Consider the following 17,913-nt stretch of genomic DNA (forward strand, 5'->3'; position numbering starts at 1 on the left):
GCTATTTCAGCTGGCGATCGAGGAAGCCGGCAATATGGGGCGGAATATCGCCCACATGCAGGATCGGGGCGTGACCCTGACCCGGGACGGTCAATGCCTCCATGTCCGGTGCCCGCTGCATCATCTCATCGAGCGTTTCGGCCGACAGAAGCTGCGAAGTCGCGCCGCGGATGGTCATCAGTGGAACCTGCTTCAGCGTCTCGAAAAGCGGCCACAGATCCGGCACCGGCTGGCTGAGGTCCAGTGCCTTTACCTGTTCGGCGATGGCCGGATCGAAGTCCGCTGCGATCCGTCCGTCCCTCTCGCGATAGATCGCATCCGCCATGTCCCGCCAGTCGTCCTCGCCGAGCGCCGGAAAGGAAGGACCGTGGATCTCTTTCAGGATCGTCGTGGCCTCCGAGACGTCATCAGGGCGCCGGTCTCGGCCAAGATAGGCCTGGATCTGCCGCAATCCCTCAAGCTCGATGACCGGGCCGATGTCGTTGAGCACGGCGCCGGCAATCCGGTCCCTGTGGCTCGCGGCAAGAAAATGCAGGATCAGCCCGCCGCGCGAGGTCCCGATGAAGCCCGCGCGATCGATCCCGATTACGTCGAGGACACTAATGACGTCGCCGGCCTCGATCGGCAGTGTGTAGCGGCTCTTGTCCTCGTCCCAGTCGGAACGGCCGCGCCCGCGTGAATCGATGGTGATCACACGGCGCGGCTTGGTGGCGCTGCTGGATAGGAGAACCGCGAGTTGATGGAAATCGCGCGAGTTTCGCGTGAGGCCAGGCAGGCAGACCACGGGGAGACCGCCACGGTCGGCGCCGTAGATGCGGGCATAGAGAGTGAGACCGTCTGCTGTAGCAACCCTGTTCTCGACAAAACCCTGGTCGTAACTCGCCGTCATCCGATCCTCCTGCGATGGCCGATCAAGATGTAGCCCAGTTTGGACGATCCGCCAAAGGCGGTTCAGCGTCCGTAGCGCAGGTCGTGGACGATGTCGGCCTTCTGGCCGAGCCGGCTCTTGTAGATCTGGTAGTTTTCCATGACCCGCTGCACATAATTGCGGGTCTCGGGGAAGGGGATGCGCTCGATCCAGTCCACCACCTCGTCGATCGGCTTGCCGCGGGGATCGCCGTAACGCGCGATCCATTCCGGCGCGCGTTTCGGCCCGGCATTATAGGCGATGAAAGTCAGGATATAGGAACCACCGAAGGCGTCGATCTGCTCGCCGAGATAGTGCGCGCCGAGCGTGGCATTGTAGCCGGCATCGCTGGTGAGCTTTTCCTTCGAATAGGCAAGCCCATGACGAACCGCGACATTCTTGGCGGTGCCGGGCATCAACTGCAGGAGCCCGCGCGCATCGGCGGGTGAGACCGCGGCCGGGTTGAACGCACTTTCCTGTCGCGCGATCGCATAGGCGAGCGCCTTGCCGGAGCCCGCAATGTTGGCGCCTGCCGGGATGACGCCGATCGGGAAGGCCAGCGCCGGCACGTTGATGCCGCGCGCATAGGCCGTCTTGCCGATCCGCAGCGAAAGCTGATGATTGCCGTTGTTCTCGGCTTTTGCCGTGAGGAGCGCCAGTTCACCGGGATTGTCGAGTTGCTGGGCAAGGGCCCGGTAGAGGCTGTCGCCGCGCCAGCCATGCCCCGCGGCCTCATAGCGGGCGATTGCCTGGACGGCTTCGCGTGTGGCGAAACGCTCCCGCTCTTCCGCTGTCGGCTGGGGATAGGGGATGGCAAGCCTCTCGCCCTTGATCCGGGCCTGGGCGAGTTGACCGTAGAACGTGCTCGGGAAGCGTGCTGCCTTGGCGAAATATTCCGTGGATTTCCCGTCTCCGGTCAGTTCGGACGACCGGCCGAGCCAGTACCAGGCCCGTGAGGCGGAAAGCGGCCGGTCGGAGACCTGCAGGATTTTGCGGAAATGCGCCGCCGCCGTCTCCCCGTCCTTGAGGCCGCGCAGCGCATACCATCCGGCGTGGAATTCCGCGTCCGCCACATCGACGGCGTCCGTCGCGGTGTGGCGTGCCGCCAGCTGGTAGGCCGCCTTGAACTTGCCGTCGTCGGCAAGGCCACGCGCCACGATGCGCTGTTCGTTCCACCACTCGCCGGTGTTGATGAGCTTTGCCGGATCGCGCGGCGCGCTTGCAAGAAGTTTTGCCGCGTCCTCATACTTGTCCTGCCGGCGCAACAGTTCGATGCGGGCGAAGAGATAGGCCGGGTCATTGTGCCAGCGCGGATCCACCGCCTTCAGCAATGCGCCGGCCTTGGGAGATTTCGCCAGCACGGCCGTCCAGGCATTATAAAGAGACTGCGCCTCTCCGAGCGTCGAAAAGCGCTTTGCCTGGGTAGTGCGGCCGCGATAGAGCAGATAGTCCATCCGCGCCTTGTGGTCGCTGGCGCCGAGAATGCCGGAAAATTCCTTGAGAATGCGGCCCTCAAGCGCCGTGTCGAGGGCCTCGCCATGCCAGAACTTGCGGAGCACCTTGGCCGCATTCGCCTTGTCGCCGGTTGCGAGATAGGCACGCGCGAGGATGATGCCGCCTTCCGCGGTTTCCGGCAACGTCGTGCCGAAGGCCGACAGCACGTCGGCGGGCGCGGGGTTCTCGCGATAGAGTGCCCGTTCCGAATTGGCGCGGAAGGCTGAAAGCCCCGGCCAGCCCTTCAACTCGTGTTGCGCGTTGGCAATCTCTGAGGATGGGATGTCGGCAAGCCCGGACATGGCGATCGACCATGTCAGCATGTGCCGGTCGAGGCCCTCCGGAAGCTGGTTGCGAATGGCGATTGCCCGCGCCCCGTCCTTGTTTGACAGGGCGTCGAGCCCGGTCTTCAGCAGCGGATTGGCGACATTCATCCTGGCCGTGCGCGGAATGGCCCCCGTGACCTCCAGCGAGGGTGGCGACGCCGTCGCAGCGGAGGGGAGTGCGGGTTTCGGCGAGGGGATAGGCACGCCGGTGTTGCACACCGCATCGCCGGCCACGCCGAAGCCGGCGGCGACCATGGCACCGAAGACAGTTGCCAGAATATCCGATCTTCTCATTGGGTTACCCGCCGGAGAATGCGCATATGCTCCATTAGTCACCGGCCAGATTAACGAAATCTTACCCGGAAGGCAAAAATACGGCCTTTGATGCGGCCGAAAACTGACATAAAAGCCCGGCCTGTCGGCTTGTCGCGCTCCTGTCGGCAAAGTAATGTGCGCGCGTTGTAACCAAGGAATACGGCCGAAGCGTGGATGCCGGCCTTGAGGAGTTTTGTTGCATGTTCCAGGGATCGATTCCCGCACTCGTCACGCCCTTCACCGAAGCCGGTGCAGTGGACGAGAAAGCCTTTGCAGCCCATGTGGAATGGCAGATCACCGAGGGTTCGACGGGCCTTGTGCCGGTCGGCACCACGGGTGAATCGCCGACGCTTTCCCATGACGAGCACAAACGGGTCGTGGAACTCTGCATCGAGGTCGCTGCCAAACGCGTTCCGGTGATCGCCGGCGCCGGCTCGAACAACACCAAGGAAGCGATCGAACTCGCCCAGCACGCCGAAAAGGTCGGTGCCGATGCGTTGCTCGTCGTCACGCCCTATTACAACAAGCCGACGCAGAAGGGCCTCTTCGCCCACTATGCGGCGATCGCCGAAGCCGTGAAGCTGCCGATCTTCATCTACAACATCCCGGGCCGCTCGGTCGTCGACATGACGCCGGAGACCATGGGGTCGTTGGCGAAGGCTTACAAGAATATTGTCGGCGTCAAGGACGCGACCGGCAAGCTGGAACGCGTGTCCGACCAGCGCATCACCTGTGGCAAGGATTTCATCCAGCTCTCGGGCGAGGATGCGACCGCGCTCGGCTTCAACGCGCATGGTGGTCTCGGCTGCATCTCGGTCACGGCCAACGCGGCACCGAAGCTCTGTGCCGAGTTCCAGGCGGCAACGCTCGCCGGCGATTACAAGAAGGCGCTCGAATACCAGGATCGTCTGATGCCGCTGCACAAGGCGATTTTCATGGAGCCCGGCCTTTGCGGCGTGAAATACGCCCTGTCGAAGCTTGGCCGCATGAGCCGCACGGTGCGCCTGCCGCTGCTGCCGACGCTCGAAGCCTCGACCGAAGCTGCGATCGACGCGGCGCTCAAGCATGCCGGCCTGATCGGCTAAATCTGATTGCCGGGGTCGGCAGCGGCCTTGCCCCGGCTTCTTCCCTTCCGGCGGTTGCTATACTACATAAGAGCGACAAGAGCCGGACGGATGCCCGCCGACCGGCAAGAACAAGCATGTCGGGCGGAACGGAATGTCACCCATGGCCCCCAGAGGCAGCCAGCGCACCGTCAACAAGATCGTCGCGGAAAACCGCAAGGCGCGCTTCAACTACGAGATCATCGACACCTATGAGGCCGGTCTTCAGTTGACCGGCACCGAGGTGAAGTCGTTGCGTGAAGGCAAGGCTAACATCGCCGAATCCTACGCCTCCGACGAGGGTGACGAGATCTGGCTGATCAATTCCCATCTGCCGGAATATCTCCAGGCCAACCGCTTCAACCACGAACCGCGCCGCCGTCGCAAGCTGCTGCTCAACAAGCGCGAGATCAGCCGGCTGCGCGCTGCCATCAATCGCGAAGGCATGACGCTCGTTCCGCTGAAGATCTATTTCAACGAGAAGGGCAGGGCCAAGCTCGAACTGGCGCTCGCCAAGGGCAAGAAGCTTCACGACAAGCGCGAGACGGAGAAGGAGCGCGATTGGAACCGCCAGAAGACCCGTCTTCTGAAGACCGGCGGTTGAGCGCATGGGCGACATGCTGAAGGTAACCGTCGGCCCGTTCCAGTTCACGGCCCGTTTCGAAAGCGAAAAGGCGCCCGAGACCTGCCGGATCTTCAAGACCTTCCTGCCGTTCAGCAACCAGACGATCCATTCCCGCTGGAGCGGCGAGGCTGTCTGGGTTCCGCTCGGGGATTTTCAGTTCGGCGCGGGCTTCGAGAACCACACCTGCCATCCGTCGCGCGGCGATATCCTGCTTTACCCCGGCGGCTACAGCGAGACGGAGCTTCTCTTTGCCTATGGCAGCTCGCATTTCGCCAGCAAGATGGGCGCGCTTGCGGGCAATCATTTTTTGACGATCGTCGAGGGACGGGACAATCTCGAAGCCATGGGCAAAATGGTGCTCTGGCAGGGCGCCCAGCCCATCAGCTTTGAGGCGCTTTAGGCGGTTCACGCACTTGGCAAAGTTTGCACTTTTGCCAAGTGTCAGCGCGGCCGACCTGGGCCGACCGCGCCGGGTTCGGCGCCTTACGCGGCGTAGCGCTGGCGATATTCCTGCGACTGCCGTGGCATCGACATTTCCTTCGAGACCGTGAAGCGCGAGACCAGTCTCGTCAGATGATGAGAAACGTCGAGCAGCGTGTGGGTAGAGGCGTTGGTTTCCTCGACCATCGCAGCATTCTGCTGGGTCATCTGGTCCATGCTGTTGATGGCCGCGTTGATTTCGCTGATCCCGGCCGACTGCTCCTGAGATGACGTGGTGATCGCCGCGATGTGGCCGTTGATCGCATGGACCTGCTCGCCGATCGTCGTCAGTGCCTCGCCGGTCTTGTGAACCAGCGACACGCCCCGTGCGACGTCCTGCGAGGCGCGGTCGATCAGCGTTTTGATCTCCTTGGCCGCCGCTGCCGAACGCTGGGCAAGTTCACGCACTTCCTGTGCCACGACCGCGAAGCCCCGGCCGCTTTCGCCGGCGCGCGCCGCCTCGACACCGGCATTGAGCGCCAGAAGATTGGTCTGGAACGAAATCTCGTCGATCACGCTGATGATGTGGGTGATCTTCCTCGACGATGCTTCGATGTCGCCCATCGCTTCGACGGCCTGCTCCACGACCTTGCCGGATCGCACGGCTTCGTCGGCGGAAGCTGTCACGGCTTCTCGGGCTTCCTGGGTGCGCAGCGCAGTCTGCTTGGCGACGGTGGTGATCTGTTCGAGCGCTGCAGCCGTCTCCTCGAGGGCAGCCGCCTGCTGCTCCGTCCGCTTTGCCATCTCGTCGGTTGCCGATGTCAGTTCGCGTGAGTTGGATGCGGTTCGCGACGCCTCGGTGTAGATCTCGGTAAAGGCCGAGCCTAGCGCATTGACCGCCTGGTTGAAGTTGGTGCGCAGATTATCGAACTTGGGGGACAGTTCCCTGTCGATGGTTGCGGTCAGATCCCCGTTGCTCAAGCGGTCAAGCGCCGTATCAATCGCCGCCAGCGCAACCTCCTGTTCCTGTTCGAGCCTGTGCCGCTCTTCCTCGACCCGCGAACGCTCTTCGGCCAGCGAATCCAGGTAGACCGAGATCGAATAGTCCATGTCCAGCATGGCGGCTTTCATGATCGTGGTCAGGTTCTCAGTGAGGCGCTTGGCCTTGCGACCCTGCATGAAACCGCGAAGCTCCTCGGCGATCACCCCCTCCATGATCCCTTCGAGCACCAGCGCATAGCCGCCGATGTACCAGCGCGGTTCCAGGCCCAGCCGAGCGTGGGTGCGGCCGATTGTCGAAACCGCCTCGACATACTGAGCGTCGAGCTTGCCCGAGCTGATCAGCGACCAATGCGCTTCCTGCTTCTGTTTGGCGTGTGCGATGTGCGCGTCGCTTGCAAAGAAGCGTGCGGTTTCCGGATGCGACTTGGCGCGTGCGTAGAATTCGTCGAGGGCAGGTCCGATCGTGGCCTTGATCTGCGGCTGCAGGCTGGCGAGGCGCTGACGCTCCTCGACGTCGAGGCCGAGAAAGCTGAGGCGATCTTTGAGGTGGGAAGCGGAGCTGTTGTTACCGGACATTTCTGAAGTGACCTATAAATATATGGGGGGCTGTATGGCCGTGCAGATAGGTTGCCCCCGGAGGAGAGTAAACCGCGGTCGCTGCGCTCTTTGCGTTCGCGATTAACGAAGAATGAAGTATTAGACGTAATTTGATGAAGAGAATGATAATAATCAAATGTTGGACGGCGAAGCCACGCGGAAAGTCGGCCTCGTCAGGCGCGGAAGGGTGTCTGGATTTATCCGGAGAATGAACCTTCAGCCGAAGAAAAGCGATAACATTCAGATGGTTGGATGTGTCGCGTGTCAGATGACGCCTTGGCGCTTTCCTGAGTCGCGCCGCATTTGCCCCCTCAAATTTGAGGGGTGTGGGGCAATTCCCCTGTCCGTGGGCGATTACTCGCCCATATCGTTCGTGGAAACCGGCTCCACGACGCGCGGCGGACGTTCGCTCGGATCGCGGCCGATTTCTGCCTTGAGCGAGATCAGGTCGATGAAATGATCCGACTGGCGGCGCAGGTCGTCGGCGATCATCGGCGGCTGGGTTGCCATCGTCGACACGACGGAGACCTTGCGGCCCTTGCGCTGGAGCGCTTCGACGAGGGTGGTGAAGTCACCGTCGCCGGAAAAGATCACCAGGTGATCGACCGTCTCGGACTGCTCCATGGCATCGATGGCGAGCTCGATATCCATATTGCCCTTGACCTTGCGGCGGCCCATCGAGTCGGTGAATTCCTTCGCCGGCTTGGTGATGACCTTGTAGCCGTTATAGTCCAGCCAGTCGATCAGCGGGCGAATGGAGGAATATTCCTGGTCTTCGATCAAGGCGGTGTAGTAATACGCGCGAAGAAGGTATCCGCGCTTCTGAAAGGCCTTGAGAAGTTTGCGGTAATCGATGTCAAAGCCGAGGCTTTTCGAGGCGGCGTAGAGGTTAGCGCCATCGATGAACAGTGCTATCTTTTCCCGGGGATCGAACATCGCGCAAATATCCTTTGTTCGGAATAGGAGTCAGTGGCAAAAGACAATCAAAACAAAACCTTGCCGTATTGCTCATGAATACTCCACTTAAATTATGAAATATTCATATACGGAATCATTTAGGGCAGGTGAAGCGATATTCCAAGCACGCATAAGTTGAATCAAGCGCTTTGAGACGGCATTTTTCGTGGCGCTCTCCCGTCAGCCCCCGGTTGAGGCTGATGAAAAACTTGAATTTGCCTTCCATTGATTGTATCGGGCTGCTAAATCCTTAAATTCCCCAGCGCAAAGGACAGGCAATGGCCCGTGTCACCGTTGAAGACTGCATCGACAAAGTAGATAACCGTTTCGAGCTCGTGCTGCTCGCCAGCCATCGTGCGCGCCAGATCTCGCAGGGTGCTCCGATCACGGTCGATCGCGACAAGGACAAGAACCCGGTCGTCGCCCTGCGCGAAATTGCCGACGAGACGCTTTCGCCTGACGATCTCAAGGAAGACCTCATCCACTCGCTGCAGAAGCACGTCGAAGTCGACGAGCCGGAGCAGGATGCCGGTTCGCTGATCGCCGCTTCCGCCGTATCGGCGAAGGGCGACGAAGAGGACGACCTGCCGGAAACCCTGACCTTCGACCAGATGTCCGAAGAAGACCTGCTGGCCGGCATCGAAGGCCTGGTTCCGCCGGAAAAGAGCGACGATTACTAATCGTCAAGTAATCGGGCTTTAAAGTTTCGGAAGTTCGGTCTCGTGCGCCAATCCGCGTTGATTGGCGCGCTTTTCGTTTATGGAGCAGCCTCGGATGATGCGGCAATACGAGCTCGTTGAGCGGGTTCAGAAATACAAGCCCGATGCCAACGAAGCTCTCCTGAACAAGGCGTATGTCTATGCCATGCAGAAGCATGGCAAGCAGACACGCGCAAGCGGCGACCCCTATATCTCGCATCCGCTCGAAGTTGCCGCCATCCTAACCGAAATGCGCCTCGACGAGTCGACGATCGCGGTTGCCCTGCTGCACGACACGATCGAGGACACGACGGCGACCCGCGCCGAGATCGACGAGCTGTTCGGCGAGGATATCGGTCGTCTGGTCGAGGGCCTGACCAAGCTGAAGAAACTCGACCTCGTCTCGAAGAAGGCCAAGCAGGCGGAAAATCTCCGCAAGCTGCTGCTGGCGATCTCCGACGACGTCCGCGTTCTGCTCGTCAAGCTGGCCGACCGCCTGCACAACATGCGCACCCTCGAGCACATGCGCGACGACAAGCGCGCCCGCATCTCCGAGGAGACGATGGAAATCTATGCGCCGCTTGCCGGCCGCATGGGTATGCAGGACATGCGCGACGAGCTGGAGGACCTGTCCTTCCGCTATATCAATCCGGAAGCCTACGAGACGGTCACCCAGCGTCTCGCCGAACTCTCGCAGCGCAATGAGGGCCTGATCAAGAAGATCGAGGACGAACTGCGCGAACTGCTGGTCGCCAACGGCCTGCTCAACGCCTCGGTGAAGGGCCGCCAGAAGCAGCCCTATTCGGTCTTCCGCAAGATGCAGTCGAAGTCGCTGTCCTTCGAGCAGCTTTCCGACGTCTACGGCTTCCGCCTCATCGTCGACGACGTTCCTGCCTGCTATCGTGCGCTCGGCATCGTCCACACCCGCTGGCGCGTCGTGCCGGGCCGCTTCAAGGACTACATCTCGACCCCGAAGCAGAACGACTACCGTTCGATCCACACGACCATCGTCGGCCCGTCGCGCCAGCGTATCGAGCTGCAGATCCGCACCCGGCGCATGCACGAGATCGCCGAATACGGCATCGCCGCCCACGCGCTCTACAAGGACGGCGAGGGTGGCGGCGACGGCGAACTGCTGTCCCGCGAAAGCAATGCCTATTCATGGCTGCGCCACACCATCGAGGCCTTGGCCGAGGGCGACAGCCCCGAGGAATTCCTCGAGCACACCAAGCTCGAACTGTTCCAGGACCAGGTCTTCTGCTTTACCCCGAAGGGCAAGCTGATCGCGCTGCCGCGCGGCGCGACCCCGATCGACTTCGCCTACGCGGTGCACACCAATATCGGCGACACCACGGTCGGTGCCAAGATCAACGGTTCGATCATGCCGCTCGTCACCCGCCTGTCGAACGGCGACGAGGTCGAAATCATCCGCTCCGGCGTGCAGGTCCCCCCTGCGGCCTGGGAAGAGATCGTGGTGACCGGCAAGGCGCGCGCCGCCATTCGCCGCGCGACCCGCATGGCGATCCGCAAGCAGTATGCCGGCCTCGGTCACCGTATTCTGGAACGCACCTTCGAGCGTGCCGGCAAGATCTTTTCGCGAGACACGCTGCGTCCGGTGCTGCACCGGCTCGGCCAGCGCGATGTGGAGGACGCGATCGCTGCCGTCGGTCGTGGCGAGATGTCGTCGATCGACGTGCTGCGCGCCGTCTACCCGGATTACCAGGACGAACGCGTGACGGTGAAGCCCTCGACCGACGAGGGCTGGTTCGCGATGAACAGCGCCAATGGCATGGTCTTCAAGATCCCCGGCAAACCGCGCGGCAAGGACGAAGGCGGGGCGGACGCCCAGGATCGGTTGCCGATCCGCGGGCTCGGAAACAATGCCGAGGTGCATTTCTCACCGGCCGGTGCCGTGCCCGGCGACCGCATCGTCGGCATCATGGAAGACGGCAAGGGCATCACCATCTATCCGATCCAGGCCTCAACGCTCCAGAAGTTCGACGACGAGCCCGAACGCTGGATCGACGTGCGCTGGGATCTCGACGAGGCCAACAAGTCCCGCTTCATGGCTCGCATCCTGATCAATGCGATCAACGAGCCAGGAACCCTTGCGACCGTCGCCCAGACCGTCGCGCGCCTCGACATCAATATTCGCACGCTCTCCATGGTGCGCGTTGCTGCCGATTTCACCGAGATGGCGATCGACGTCGAGGTCTGGGACCTGCGCCAGTTGAACCAGTTGATCGTCGAGATGAAGGAGCTCGACTGCATCTCGACCGTCAAGCGCGTCTACGACTGAGCCGGGCCTGCGGTGTCTCCATCTCGGGGCGTCGCGGTCTTGATACCCGGTGAGGCCTCGTGCACTGTGTGGCGAAGAGGCGAGGGGATTTCTGACGATGCGGATGGGGTGTGGCCGACTGCTGCTCTTGTTGTGGGCAGGCTTGCTGCCTTGCACGGTTCAAGCCGGTGAAGGGGAACAGAGGTTCCTCTATGGCCGTGCGCTGAAGGTCGGCGAGCTTGGCTGGGCCTGTTTCACCCGTCACTACGACCAGCCGCACCTCGACGCCCATCCCCGTCAGAACGTGACGGCCATGACCGTGCTTGCCTATCGTCCCGACGGAGAGGGTTATGACGAGAGCATCGTCAATCTCGAATTCGGTTTTCGTGGCGTGAGCGATCCGGTTCAGTTGTCGGGCGGCTGCCGTCCCGAGCCCGAAGGGCAGGGCGTTCTTTCCTGCGCGATCGAATGCGACGGCGGCGAGTTCACCTTGCGCCGCCAGGGCGACCGGTCCGTGCTGCTCGACATCACCCGCGACATCGAGATGTGCGAGGACGGTGACGGCCTGCCCGGCGGCGGGCTCGGCTCCGACGACAGGCGGTTCCGTCTCGACCGCACCGGCATAGAGGCTTGCCTGACCCTGATCTGGGACGATGAGATCCGCGGGAAGCTTCTTCAGGCGGCCCGGTCCGGGAACTAGCGGTTAATGCGCCCTCTTGATCGTTAAACCTTCCTTAGCTCGCCATGCAACGCTTGCATGCCAGTGCATCCTTATCTGAACTGGTAAATTGTGCGCCGCACAATTATCTTTGGCTCAAGTACAGAGACAAAGAGGATAGAGAAATGTTCAAGCCGCTTCGCAATATCGCCCGTGCCCTTCGCGTTCCCACCGCTGCCGAACGCGAGATGGCCTATCTCAACGGTGCCCGCGACATGGTCGACCTCGAATTCCGCCAGCGCGAAATCGAGCGTGGCATGTTCCGCAAGGGTTTCTGAGCCAGGTTGCCGAATGGATCGGGCGCGCTGTCGGCGCGCCTTTGAATGAGGGACGGGGCGCGGCAAATTGGCCGGCCCCCGCTCTTGTCTGCATGGGGGATGATCCCCTACATGTGACCTATGTTGTTTAGCCGCCGCAGACCCGCCGGATTGCTTGAGAAGATGCGCGGCCTCGTCTGGCCGGCCAAGGGTTTTTCGCGACCTTTTCACTATTACCGGATGCGCATCCTGCGCCTCAGCGCGTCGCCGCATGCGGTTGCGGCTGGCATTGCTTCCGGCATGATGGCGGCGTGGACGCCGTTTCTCGGATTTCACATCGTCCTGTCCGTGGTTATCGCCTGGGTCGTCGCCGGCGACGTGATCGCCGCAGCCCTCGCGACCGCCTTTGCCAATCCGCTCACCTTTCCCTTCATCTGGGCCGCAACCTGGAAGATAGGCACCTGGATGCTGGGTGGCGACCTCGCCGCCGGGCATCATCATCTTGACCTTCATCATCTGCTGGGCAGCGTCGGCTGGGCCGATCTCTGGCGTCCGGTGATCGAGCCGATGCTGATCGGCGCGATCCCGCCGGCGCTCGTCAGCGGTCTGTTCGCCTACGGCCTGACCTTCCTTCTCGTGCGACGCCATCGCGACCGGCGCCGCCTGCGTCTTGCCGAGGGCGCGCGCCTGCGCGCCGGTGCGGCCATCCATCCCGCCCCCTGACCAGACGATCCAACCAGACCGGAAAGCCCTATGATCCTTGGCATCGGCAGCGACCTCATCGACATCCGCCGCATCGAGCAGTCGCTCGAACGTCATGGCGAACGCTTCACCCAGCGTTGTTTCACCGAGGTCGAACGCCGTAAGGCGGATGGCCGCAAGAACCGCGCCGCAACCTATGCCAAGCGGTTCGCCGCAAAGGAGGCGATGGCCAAGGCGCTCGGAACCGGAATTGCCCAGGGTGTGTTCTGGCGGGATCTCGGCGTGGTAAATGCGCCGAGCGGCAAGCCCACCATGCAGTTGACCGGCGGCGCCGCCGAGTTCTTGAAGGAAATGCTGCCGCCCCGCCATGAAGCGGTCATTCATCTGACCATTACTGACGACTATCCCCTGGCGCAGGCCTTCGTGATCATCGAGGCCCGACCGGTCGAGGCCTGAACGGCCCACTTGCAAGGGGAATTCCGTGCCTCTGCCGTTGCCGCAGGGGCGCGAACCGACTAGACAGGGCAGGAATTGCCAGAAGAGGAAGTGAAAGCGTGGTCGAACAAGCCGAAAAGAAGCACAGTGCCCTGTGGGAGAACATCAAGGTCGTTATCCAGGCCTTGCTGCTGGCCATGGTGATCCGCACGGTGCTGTTCCAGCCCTTCACCATTCCGTCGGGCTCGATGATGCCGACCCTTCTCGTCGGAGACTACATCTTCGTCAACAAGTTCTCCTACGGTTACTCCAAGTATTCGCTGCCCTTCTCGCCGGACCTCTTCGAGGGCCGCATCTTCGGCAGCCAGCCCGAGCGCGGCGACATCGTCGTCTTCCGCTTCCCGCCGAACCCGAAGGTCGACTACATCAAGCGTCTCGTTGGCCTGCCGGGCGACCGCATCCAGGTCATCAACGGTGTGCTCAACATCAACGGCAAGCCGGTTCCGCGCGCCGAGGACGGCCGTTTCACCTCCGATTACAGCCTCGACCCGGGCACCGACGTGCCGGTCTACCGTGAGACCATGGACAACGGCGTCAGTTACGACACGCTTGATCAGGCGCCCGACACCCGCGGCGACAACACGCGCGAATTCATCGTGCCGGAAGGTCACTACTTCATGATGGGCGATAACCGCGACAACTCGCTCGACAGCCGCTTCGACGTCGGCTTCGTGCCGGAGGAGAACCTGATCGGCCGCGCTTCGGTTATCTTCTTCTCGCTCGGCAACGACACCTCGTTCCGCGAAATCTGGAAATGGCCGTCCAACATGCGTTGGGATCGCCTGTTCAAGGTGGTTGAATGAAGAGAACGAAAGGGCTCGGCGAAGAGGATCGGGCGCGGATCGAAGCCGCGATCGGTCATGCCTTTGCCGAGCGGGACCGGCTTGATCGCGCGCTCACCCATTCGAGCGCGACGCCGACGTCCAAGGGCGGCGACTACGAGCGCTTGGAATTTCTTGGCGACCGCGTGCTCGGCCTGTGCGTCGCCGAACTGCTGTTCACCACCTTCCGCAAGGCGACCGAAGGTGAGCTCTCGGTCCGCTTCAACCAGCTGGTCAGTGCGGAAACCTGCGCGGCAATCGCCGATGAACTGGAGCTGCACCGCTTCATCCGCACCGGCGCGGACGTGAAGAAGCTGACCGGCAAGGCCATGCTGAACGTCCGCGCGGACGTGGTGGAAAGCCTGATCGCCGCGATCTATCTGGATGCGGGACTGGAAGCGGCACGTGGCTTCATCCTGAAGTTTTGGGGAGAGCGTGCGAGCCGCGCCGACGGCGCCCGGCGCGACGCCAAGACGGAACTGCAGGAATGGGCGCATGCGAAATACGCAAAGACCCCGGCCTACCGGATTGCCGAACGCTCCGGACCGGATCATGATCCCCGTTTCACGGTGATCGTCGAAATTCCCGGCATTGCGCCGGAAAGTGGAACCGATCGTTCCAAGCGCGCTGCCGAGCAGGTGGCCGCCACGAAAGTTCTCGAACGCGAAGGCGTCTGGTCGAAGTCCCCGGACGCAGGCTGATTGGAAAAGATGAGCGAAACTGAAAACCCCTCCGTCGAAGGCGCCGCTGCCGGCGACAAGCCCACGCATTCCGGCTTCGTGGCCCTGATCGGACCGACCAATGCCGGCAAGTCCACGCTGCTCAACCGTCTCGTCGGTGCCAAGGTGTCGATCGTCAGCCACAAGGTGCAGACGACGCGCGCCATCGTGCGCGGCATCGCGATCCATGACAACGCGCAGATCGTCTTCATGGACACGCCCGGCATCTTCAAGCCCCGCCGCAGGCTCGACCGCGCCATGGTGACCTCCGCATGGGGCGGCGCCAAGGATGCGGATTTGATCCTGCTTCTGATCGACAGCGAACGCGGCCTGCGCGGCGATGCCGAGGCGATCCTCGAAGGCCTGAAGGAAGTCAAGCAGCCGAAGATCCTGGTGCTCAACAAGATCGACCGGGTGCGCCCGGAAGACCTGCTCAAACTCGCTGCTGCCGCCAATGAGGCCATTCCGTTCGAAAAGACCTTCATGGTTTCGGCGACGACCGGCTCGGGCTGCAGCGATCTGATGGATTTCCTTGCCGCCCGCCTGCCGGAAGGTCCCTGGTATTATCCCGAAGACCAGATCTCTGATCTGCCGATGCGCCAGCTCGCCGCCGAGATCACCCGTGAAAAGCTCTTCCTGCGCCTGCACCAGGAGCTTCCCTATTCCTCGCATGTCGAGACCGAGAAGTGGGAAGAGCGAAAGGACGGCTCGGTGCGCATCGAGCAGGTCATCTATGTCGAGCGCGACAGCCAGAAGAAGATCGTGCTCGGCAAGAACGGGGATGCGATCAAATCGATTTCGACCGCTTCGCGCAAAGAACTGTCAGAGATCCTAGAACAGCCGGTTCATCTCTTCCTCTTCGTCAAGGTCCGCGAAAACTGGGGCGACGACCCGGAACGTTTCCGCGAGATGGGCCTCGAATTCCCGAGGAACTGAGAGCGCTCAGCGCTCTATGCGGCGGGCGACGAACTTCGAGATCGGCCCGCCGAGCAAAAGCACGAGGAACAGTCGTGCGGTCTGCAGCGCCATGACGAAGGATAGGTCGACCGGCGAGGACGCGGCGATGATCGCGACCGAATCGAGCCCGCCGGGGCTTGTCGCGAGATAAGCGGTCAGCGGATCGATCCCGAGCGTGGTGGTAAGCAGCGCCGCAAGCCCGCCGCAGAACACGATCAGCACCACGATCGACGCGACGATCTGTGGCAGGGCGTGGGCTGCGTGCCTGAGGATGCGACGCGTGAAGCTGAGGCCGATCTTCCATCCCAGAACCCCGTAGCCGACGGCCAGCAGCCATGGCGGCAGGTCGATCGTGATGTAACCCGCGGCGTGAAGGCCGGCGGTCGCGATCAGCGGCAGCAGCATGGTCCCGGCCGGCATCTTCAATCGCGCGCCGACCATGCTGGCGATGAAGGAGACGGCGAGCGTCTTGGCGAGTTCGATCGGGTCGAACGTCGGGAACCACACGGTTTCGGGTGCTGTCCCCCCGCTCGCATGGAAGAAGAAGGCTGCGACCAGCGACGCCGCCGAAGCCACGCAGACCACCCTGAGATACTGCATGAAGGCGACGAGCCTGACGTCTCCGCCATGCGCTTCGGCCATCAGCATCATCGCCGAGGCGGCACCCGCCGACGTGCCCCAGACGGCGGTTGTCCCAGGCAGGCTGCCGCTCTTTGCCATGAAATAGCCCATGACGCTGCTGGAAGCGATGACGGCCAGCACGATCGATAGAAAGAGGGGCCAGTCGGCCGCGAAGGTCCGGACGATTTCCGCGTCGAGCGAACGGGCGATCACGCAGCCGATCAGCGAATGGGCCGCGACATAGGGCAGTTTGTGAACGGAGAGCCGAGCGCCGTTCGTTGCAACGATGATGGCCGCGACCATCGGCCCAAGCAGCAGCGAGCCCGGCAGGTGGATGAACTGCAGGCCGGCGGAAAAGAAGGCCGAGATGACGAGAAGAATGAGCCAGCGCACCAGGAGCGGCAACCGGGTGAGCAAACCAGGATCGGGCGTCGGTTCCGGAGAGCCGGTGGTGGTGACGGGCATGGGCGATCGGCTCTTGTGCTGACGGGACTCAGGTGGGTTATGTCACGACTATACCGATTCGTGTGACGCAGGGTCGACGAGTTGTGAAGCATCACATTTCGTATGCGTCCCATTGCCGGATGCGCCGGCTGTGTTTCAGTTCAGGCTGTGCCGAAATGCAAAAATGCGATAGAATTGAACCATGCAATGGACCGACGAAGCGATATTCCTGGGGGCTCGCCGTCACGGCGAGACGAGCGTCATCGGCGAGGTGATGACGCGCGATCGCGGGCGTCATCTCGGCATGATCCGGGGTGGTCGTTCGCGGGCGATGCAGCCGGTGTTGCAGCCCGGAAACCGCGTGGAAGTCACATGGCGGGCGAGGCTTGATGAACATCTCGGCGAGTTTCGCGTCGAGCCGGTTAGGCTGCGCGCCTCCCGATTGATGGAAAGTGCGACGGCGGTCTACGGGGTGCAGGCTCTCGCCGCCGTGCTGCGCCTCCTGCCGGAACGCGAACCGCATCCGCATCTGTTTGAGGCGCTCGACGTCATCCTCGACCATCTGGATGAACCGGCTGCCGCCGGCGAACTGTTCATCCGCTTCGAACTGGCGGTGCTGAACGATCTCGGCTTCGGCCTGGATCTCGACCAGTGTGCCGCCACGGGCAGGCGCGAGGATCTGGCATTCGTGTCGCCGAAGACCGGAAGGGCGGTTTCGAGGGAGGCAGGCGCCCCCTGGGCAGACCGCATGCTGGCGCTTCCGGGGTTTCTTGGCGCCGGCGCGTCGAGCGCCGCCGACGAGGAGAGCCTTGCGGCCGCTTTCCGACTGACGGGCTTCTTCCTCAATCGTCACGTCTACGAGCCGCGCGGTCTCGAGGCCGGCGCGGCCCGGGAGGGCTTCTGTCAGGCGGCGTTGAAGACCCTGCGGGCAGCCGCGCCGGTGGCGCCGTTGGCGGCGACGCGAAACATGCCCTGATCGTCTTCCGAGTTCTGCAGGTGCTGGTGGATCGCGCGCTGCAGTTCGCCGACACTGCGATAGGTGCCGCCATCCAGTTCGATGACCGGATACTTGACTGCGATGAACTTCAGCCTGTCGCCATCGGGAATGGTGATACCGACGGGAATGCCGGCATATTCGATAACTTGCTTTTCCATAACGGTTTCCCCGCCCGCGCCAGTGCGCAGACTTAAATATGATGCGTCGATTGTTGAATTCAGTGCTTGCGCAGCGTCACATTCGACAGGTGCATTTTCGGCGATTGAGCGTCGCCACACCGAGGGGGGATTTATGCCAAGGGCGGACGGCATGATGGAAAATAATATTCATTCTCGCAGACCTCCTTTTTTGGCAACGGCTTCCGTCGTGAAAGCCTCGTTGGTTACAATGCTTCGGTTTTCAACCGGGCAGGACAAAGGTAGGTGCCCGACATTCTCCCGTCAACAGGTATGGAAAGAAA

General features: G+C 62.2%; 19 protein-coding genes. 13 read left to right on the top strand and 6 right to left on the bottom strand.

What is annotated here, in order from left to right; translation table 11 throughout:
* Position 1 precedes the first annotated feature (1 nt).
* Together ACX93L_RS13220 and ACX93L_RS13225 are read right to left on the bottom strand one after the other, a co-directional pair.
* Positions 2-889 (bottom strand): alpha/beta fold hydrolase, encoded by an 888-nt coding sequence (locus ACX93L_RS13220; protein WP_459405254.1) that lies wholly within the window; start codon positions 887-889, stop codon positions 2-4.
* 62 nt (positions 890-951) lie between these two features.
* Positions 952-3,021 carry a lytic transglycosylase domain-containing protein gene (locus ACX93L_RS13225; protein WP_459405255.1) on the bottom strand — a complete coding sequence of 690 codons (2,070 nt, stop codon included), beginning with the start codon at positions 3,019-3,021 and terminating at the stop codon, positions 952-954.
* A gap of 221 nt (positions 3,022-3,242) precedes the next feature.
* On the opposite strand from ACX93L_RS13225, the gene dapA reads away from it, so the two are divergent.
* The 3 genes from dapA to ACX93L_RS13240 all read left to right on the top strand — a co-directional run bounded on the left by dapA (position 3,243) and on the right by ACX93L_RS13240 (position 5,170).
* Positions 3,243-4,127, top strand: a complete 885-nt coding sequence (gene dapA, locus ACX93L_RS13230) for a 4-hydroxy-tetrahydrodipicolinate synthase (RefSeq protein WP_459405256.1) — start codon at positions 3,243-3,245, stop codon at positions 4,125-4,127.
* A 142-nt stretch (positions 4,128-4,269) separates the two neighbouring features.
* Positions 4,270-4,749: an SsrA-binding protein SmpB gene (smpB, locus tag ACX93L_RS13235; protein ID WP_459405257.1), complete on the top strand. Its 480-nt coding sequence runs from the start codon at positions 4,270-4,272 to the stop codon at positions 4,747-4,749.
* A gap of 4 nt (positions 4,750-4,753) precedes the next feature.
* The gene (locus tag ACX93L_RS13240) at positions 4,754-5,170 is read left to right on the top strand and encodes a DUF3830 family protein (protein ID WP_459405258.1); all 417 of its coding nucleotides are present in this window, start codon (positions 4,754-4,756) and stop codon (positions 5,168-5,170) included.
* Between the two features lie 83 nt (positions 5,171-5,253).
* Here ACX93L_RS13240 and ACX93L_RS13245 read toward each other — a convergent pair whose 3' ends face one another.
* Together ACX93L_RS13245 and ACX93L_RS13250 are read right to left on the bottom strand one after the other, a co-directional pair.
* The gene (locus ACX93L_RS13245) at positions 5,254-6,768 is read right to left on the bottom strand and encodes a methyl-accepting chemotaxis protein (protein WP_459405259.1); all 1,515 of its coding nucleotides are present in this window, start codon (positions 6,766-6,768) and stop codon (positions 5,254-5,256) included.
* Positions 6,769-7,143: 375 nt separating this feature from the next.
* Positions 7,144-7,725 (bottom strand): LabA-like NYN domain-containing protein, encoded by a 582-nt coding sequence (locus tag ACX93L_RS13250; protein WP_459405260.1) that lies wholly within the window; start codon positions 7,723-7,725, stop codon positions 7,144-7,146.
* Positions 7,726-8,024: 299 nt separating this feature from the next.
* Between ACX93L_RS13250 and rpoZ the strand changes: the two genes are divergently transcribed.
* The 9 genes from rpoZ (at position 8,025) to era (ending at position 15,370) form a co-directional block, all read left to right on the top strand.
* Positions 8,025-8,426 (top strand): DNA-directed RNA polymerase subunit omega, encoded by a 402-nt coding sequence (gene rpoZ / locus ACX93L_RS13255; protein WP_169589257.1) that lies wholly within the window; start codon positions 8,025-8,027, stop codon positions 8,424-8,426.
* A gap of 94 nt (positions 8,427-8,520) precedes the next feature.
* Entirely contained in the window at positions 8,521-10,743 is a 2,223-nt protein-coding gene (locus ACX93L_RS13260; protein WP_169589255.1) for a RelA/SpoT family protein, read from the top strand.
* Between the two features lie 97 nt (positions 10,744-10,840).
* On the top strand, positions 10,841-11,422 hold the full coding sequence (locus ACX93L_RS13265) for a hypothetical protein (protein ID WP_459405261.1): 582 nt from the start codon (positions 10,841-10,843) through the stop codon (positions 11,420-11,422).
* Between the two features lie 143 nt (positions 11,423-11,565).
* A complete protein-coding gene (locus tag ACX93L_RS13270) occupies positions 11,566-11,718 on the top strand; it encodes a DUF3563 family protein (RefSeq protein ID WP_169589251.1) in 153 nt (50 codons plus the stop codon).
* 120 nt (positions 11,719-11,838) lie between these two features.
* Positions 11,839-12,420, top strand: a complete 582-nt coding sequence (locus tag ACX93L_RS13275; protein WP_459405262.1) for a DUF2062 domain-containing protein — start codon at positions 11,839-11,841, stop codon at positions 12,418-12,420.
* A 30-nt stretch (positions 12,421-12,450) separates the two neighbouring features.
* A complete protein-coding gene (gene acpS / locus ACX93L_RS13280; protein WP_459405263.1) occupies positions 12,451-12,855 on the top strand; it encodes a holo-ACP synthase in 405 nt (134 codons plus the stop codon).
* A 98-nt stretch (positions 12,856-12,953) separates the two neighbouring features.
* The gene (gene lepB, locus ACX93L_RS13285) at positions 12,954-13,697 is read left to right on the top strand and encodes a signal peptidase I (RefSeq protein WP_459405264.1); all 744 of its coding nucleotides are present in this window, start codon (positions 12,954-12,956) and stop codon (positions 13,695-13,697) included.
* Positions 13,694-14,416, top strand: coding sequence for a ribonuclease III (gene rnc / locus ACX93L_RS13290; RefSeq protein ID WP_459405265.1), 723 nt, complete (start codon positions 13,694-13,696; stop codon positions 14,414-14,416). The genes lepB and rnc overlap by 4 nt, the downstream gene beginning before the upstream one ends.
* 9 nt (positions 14,417-14,425) lie before the next feature.
* Positions 14,426-15,370: a GTPase Era gene (gene era, locus ACX93L_RS13295; protein WP_459405266.1), complete on the top strand. Its 945-nt coding sequence runs from the start codon at positions 14,426-14,428 to the stop codon at positions 15,368-15,370.
* Positions 15,371-15,376: 6 nt separating this feature from the next.
* Here era and ACX93L_RS13300 read toward each other — a convergent pair whose 3' ends face one another.
* A complete protein-coding gene (locus ACX93L_RS13300) occupies positions 15,377-16,477 on the bottom strand; it encodes an AbrB family transcriptional regulator (protein ID WP_459405267.1) in 1,101 nt (366 codons plus the stop codon).
* A gap of 181 nt (positions 16,478-16,658) precedes the next feature.
* Between ACX93L_RS13300 and recO the strand changes: the two genes are divergently transcribed.
* Complete coding sequence (gene recO, locus ACX93L_RS13305) at positions 16,659-17,432, top strand: DNA repair protein RecO (protein ID WP_459405268.1); 774 nt, start codon at positions 16,659-16,661, stop codon at positions 17,430-17,432.
* Here recO and ACX93L_RS13310 read toward each other — a convergent pair.
* Positions 17,360-17,611 carry a hypothetical protein gene (locus ACX93L_RS13310; RefSeq protein WP_459405269.1) on the bottom strand — a complete coding sequence of 84 codons (252 nt, stop codon included), beginning with the start codon at positions 17,609-17,611 and terminating at the stop codon, positions 17,360-17,362. The two genes, recO and ACX93L_RS13310, sit on opposite strands and share 73 nt — an antisense overlap.
* Between the last annotated feature and the right edge of the window lie 302 nt (positions 17,612-17,913).

The organism is Rhizobium sp. CAU 1783 (assembly GCF_054551725.1).

What these genes read in the sequence shown, in the direction of transcription:
- ACX93L_RS13220 (WP_459405254.1), bottom strand. Translation starts at nt 889, where the DNA reads ATGACGGCGAGTTACGACCAGGGTTTTGTCGAGAACAGGGTTGCTACA.
- rpoZ (WP_169589257.1), top strand. Translation starts at nt 8,025, where the DNA reads ATGGCCCGTGTCACCGTTGAAGACTGCATCGACAAAGTAGATAACCGT.
- smpB (WP_459405257.1), top strand. Translation starts at nt 4,270, where the DNA reads ATGGCCCCCAGAGGCAGCCAGCGCACCGTCAACAAGATCGTCGCGGAA.
- recO (WP_459405268.1), top strand. Translation starts at nt 16,659, where the DNA reads ATGCAATGGACCGACGAAGCGATATTCCTGGGGGCTCGCCGTCACGGC.
- ACX93L_RS13310 (WP_459405269.1), bottom strand. Translation starts at nt 17,611, where the DNA reads ATGGAAAAGCAAGTTATCGAATATGCCGGCATTCCCGTCGGTATCACC.
- acpS (WP_459405263.1), top strand. Translation starts at nt 12,451, where the DNA reads ATGATCCTTGGCATCGGCAGCGACCTCATCGACATCCGCCGCATCGAG.
- ACX93L_RS13260 (WP_169589255.1), top strand. Translation starts at nt 8,521, where the DNA reads ATGATGCGGCAATACGAGCTCGTTGAGCGGGTTCAGAAATACAAGCCC.
- ACX93L_RS13250 (WP_459405260.1), bottom strand. Translation starts at nt 7,725, where the DNA reads ATGTTCGATCCCCGGGAAAAGATAGCACTGTTCATCGATGGCGCTAAC.
- ACX93L_RS13300 (WP_459405267.1), bottom strand. Translation starts at nt 16,477, where the DNA reads ATGCCCGTCACCACCACCGGCTCTCCGGAACCGACGCCCGATCCTGGT.
- rnc (WP_459405265.1), top strand. Translation starts at nt 13,694, where the DNA reads ATGAAGAGAACGAAAGGGCTCGGCGAAGAGGATCGGGCGCGGATCGAA.
- ACX93L_RS13265 (WP_459405261.1), top strand. Translation starts at nt 10,841, where the DNA reads ATGCGGATGGGGTGTGGCCGACTGCTGCTCTTGTTGTGGGCAGGCTTG.
- ACX93L_RS13245 (WP_459405259.1), bottom strand. Translation starts at nt 6,768, where the DNA reads ATGTCCGGTAACAACAGCTCCGCTTCCCACCTCAAAGATCGCCTCAGC.
- era (WP_459405266.1), top strand. Translation starts at nt 14,426, where the DNA reads ATGAGCGAAACTGAAAACCCCTCCGTCGAAGGCGCCGCTGCCGGCGAC.
- ACX93L_RS13270 (WP_169589251.1), top strand. Translation starts at nt 11,566, where the DNA reads ATGTTCAAGCCGCTTCGCAATATCGCCCGTGCCCTTCGCGTTCCCACC.
- dapA (WP_459405256.1), top strand. Translation starts at nt 3,243, where the DNA reads ATGTTCCAGGGATCGATTCCCGCACTCGTCACGCCCTTCACCGAAGCC.
- ACX93L_RS13225 (WP_459405255.1), bottom strand. Translation starts at nt 3,021, where the DNA reads ATGAGAAGATCGGATATTCTGGCAACTGTCTTCGGTGCCATGGTCGCC.
- ACX93L_RS13240 (WP_459405258.1), top strand. Translation starts at nt 4,754, where the DNA reads ATGGGCGACATGCTGAAGGTAACCGTCGGCCCGTTCCAGTTCACGGCC.
- ACX93L_RS13275 (WP_459405262.1), top strand. Translation starts at nt 11,839, where the DNA reads ATGTTGTTTAGCCGCCGCAGACCCGCCGGATTGCTTGAGAAGATGCGC.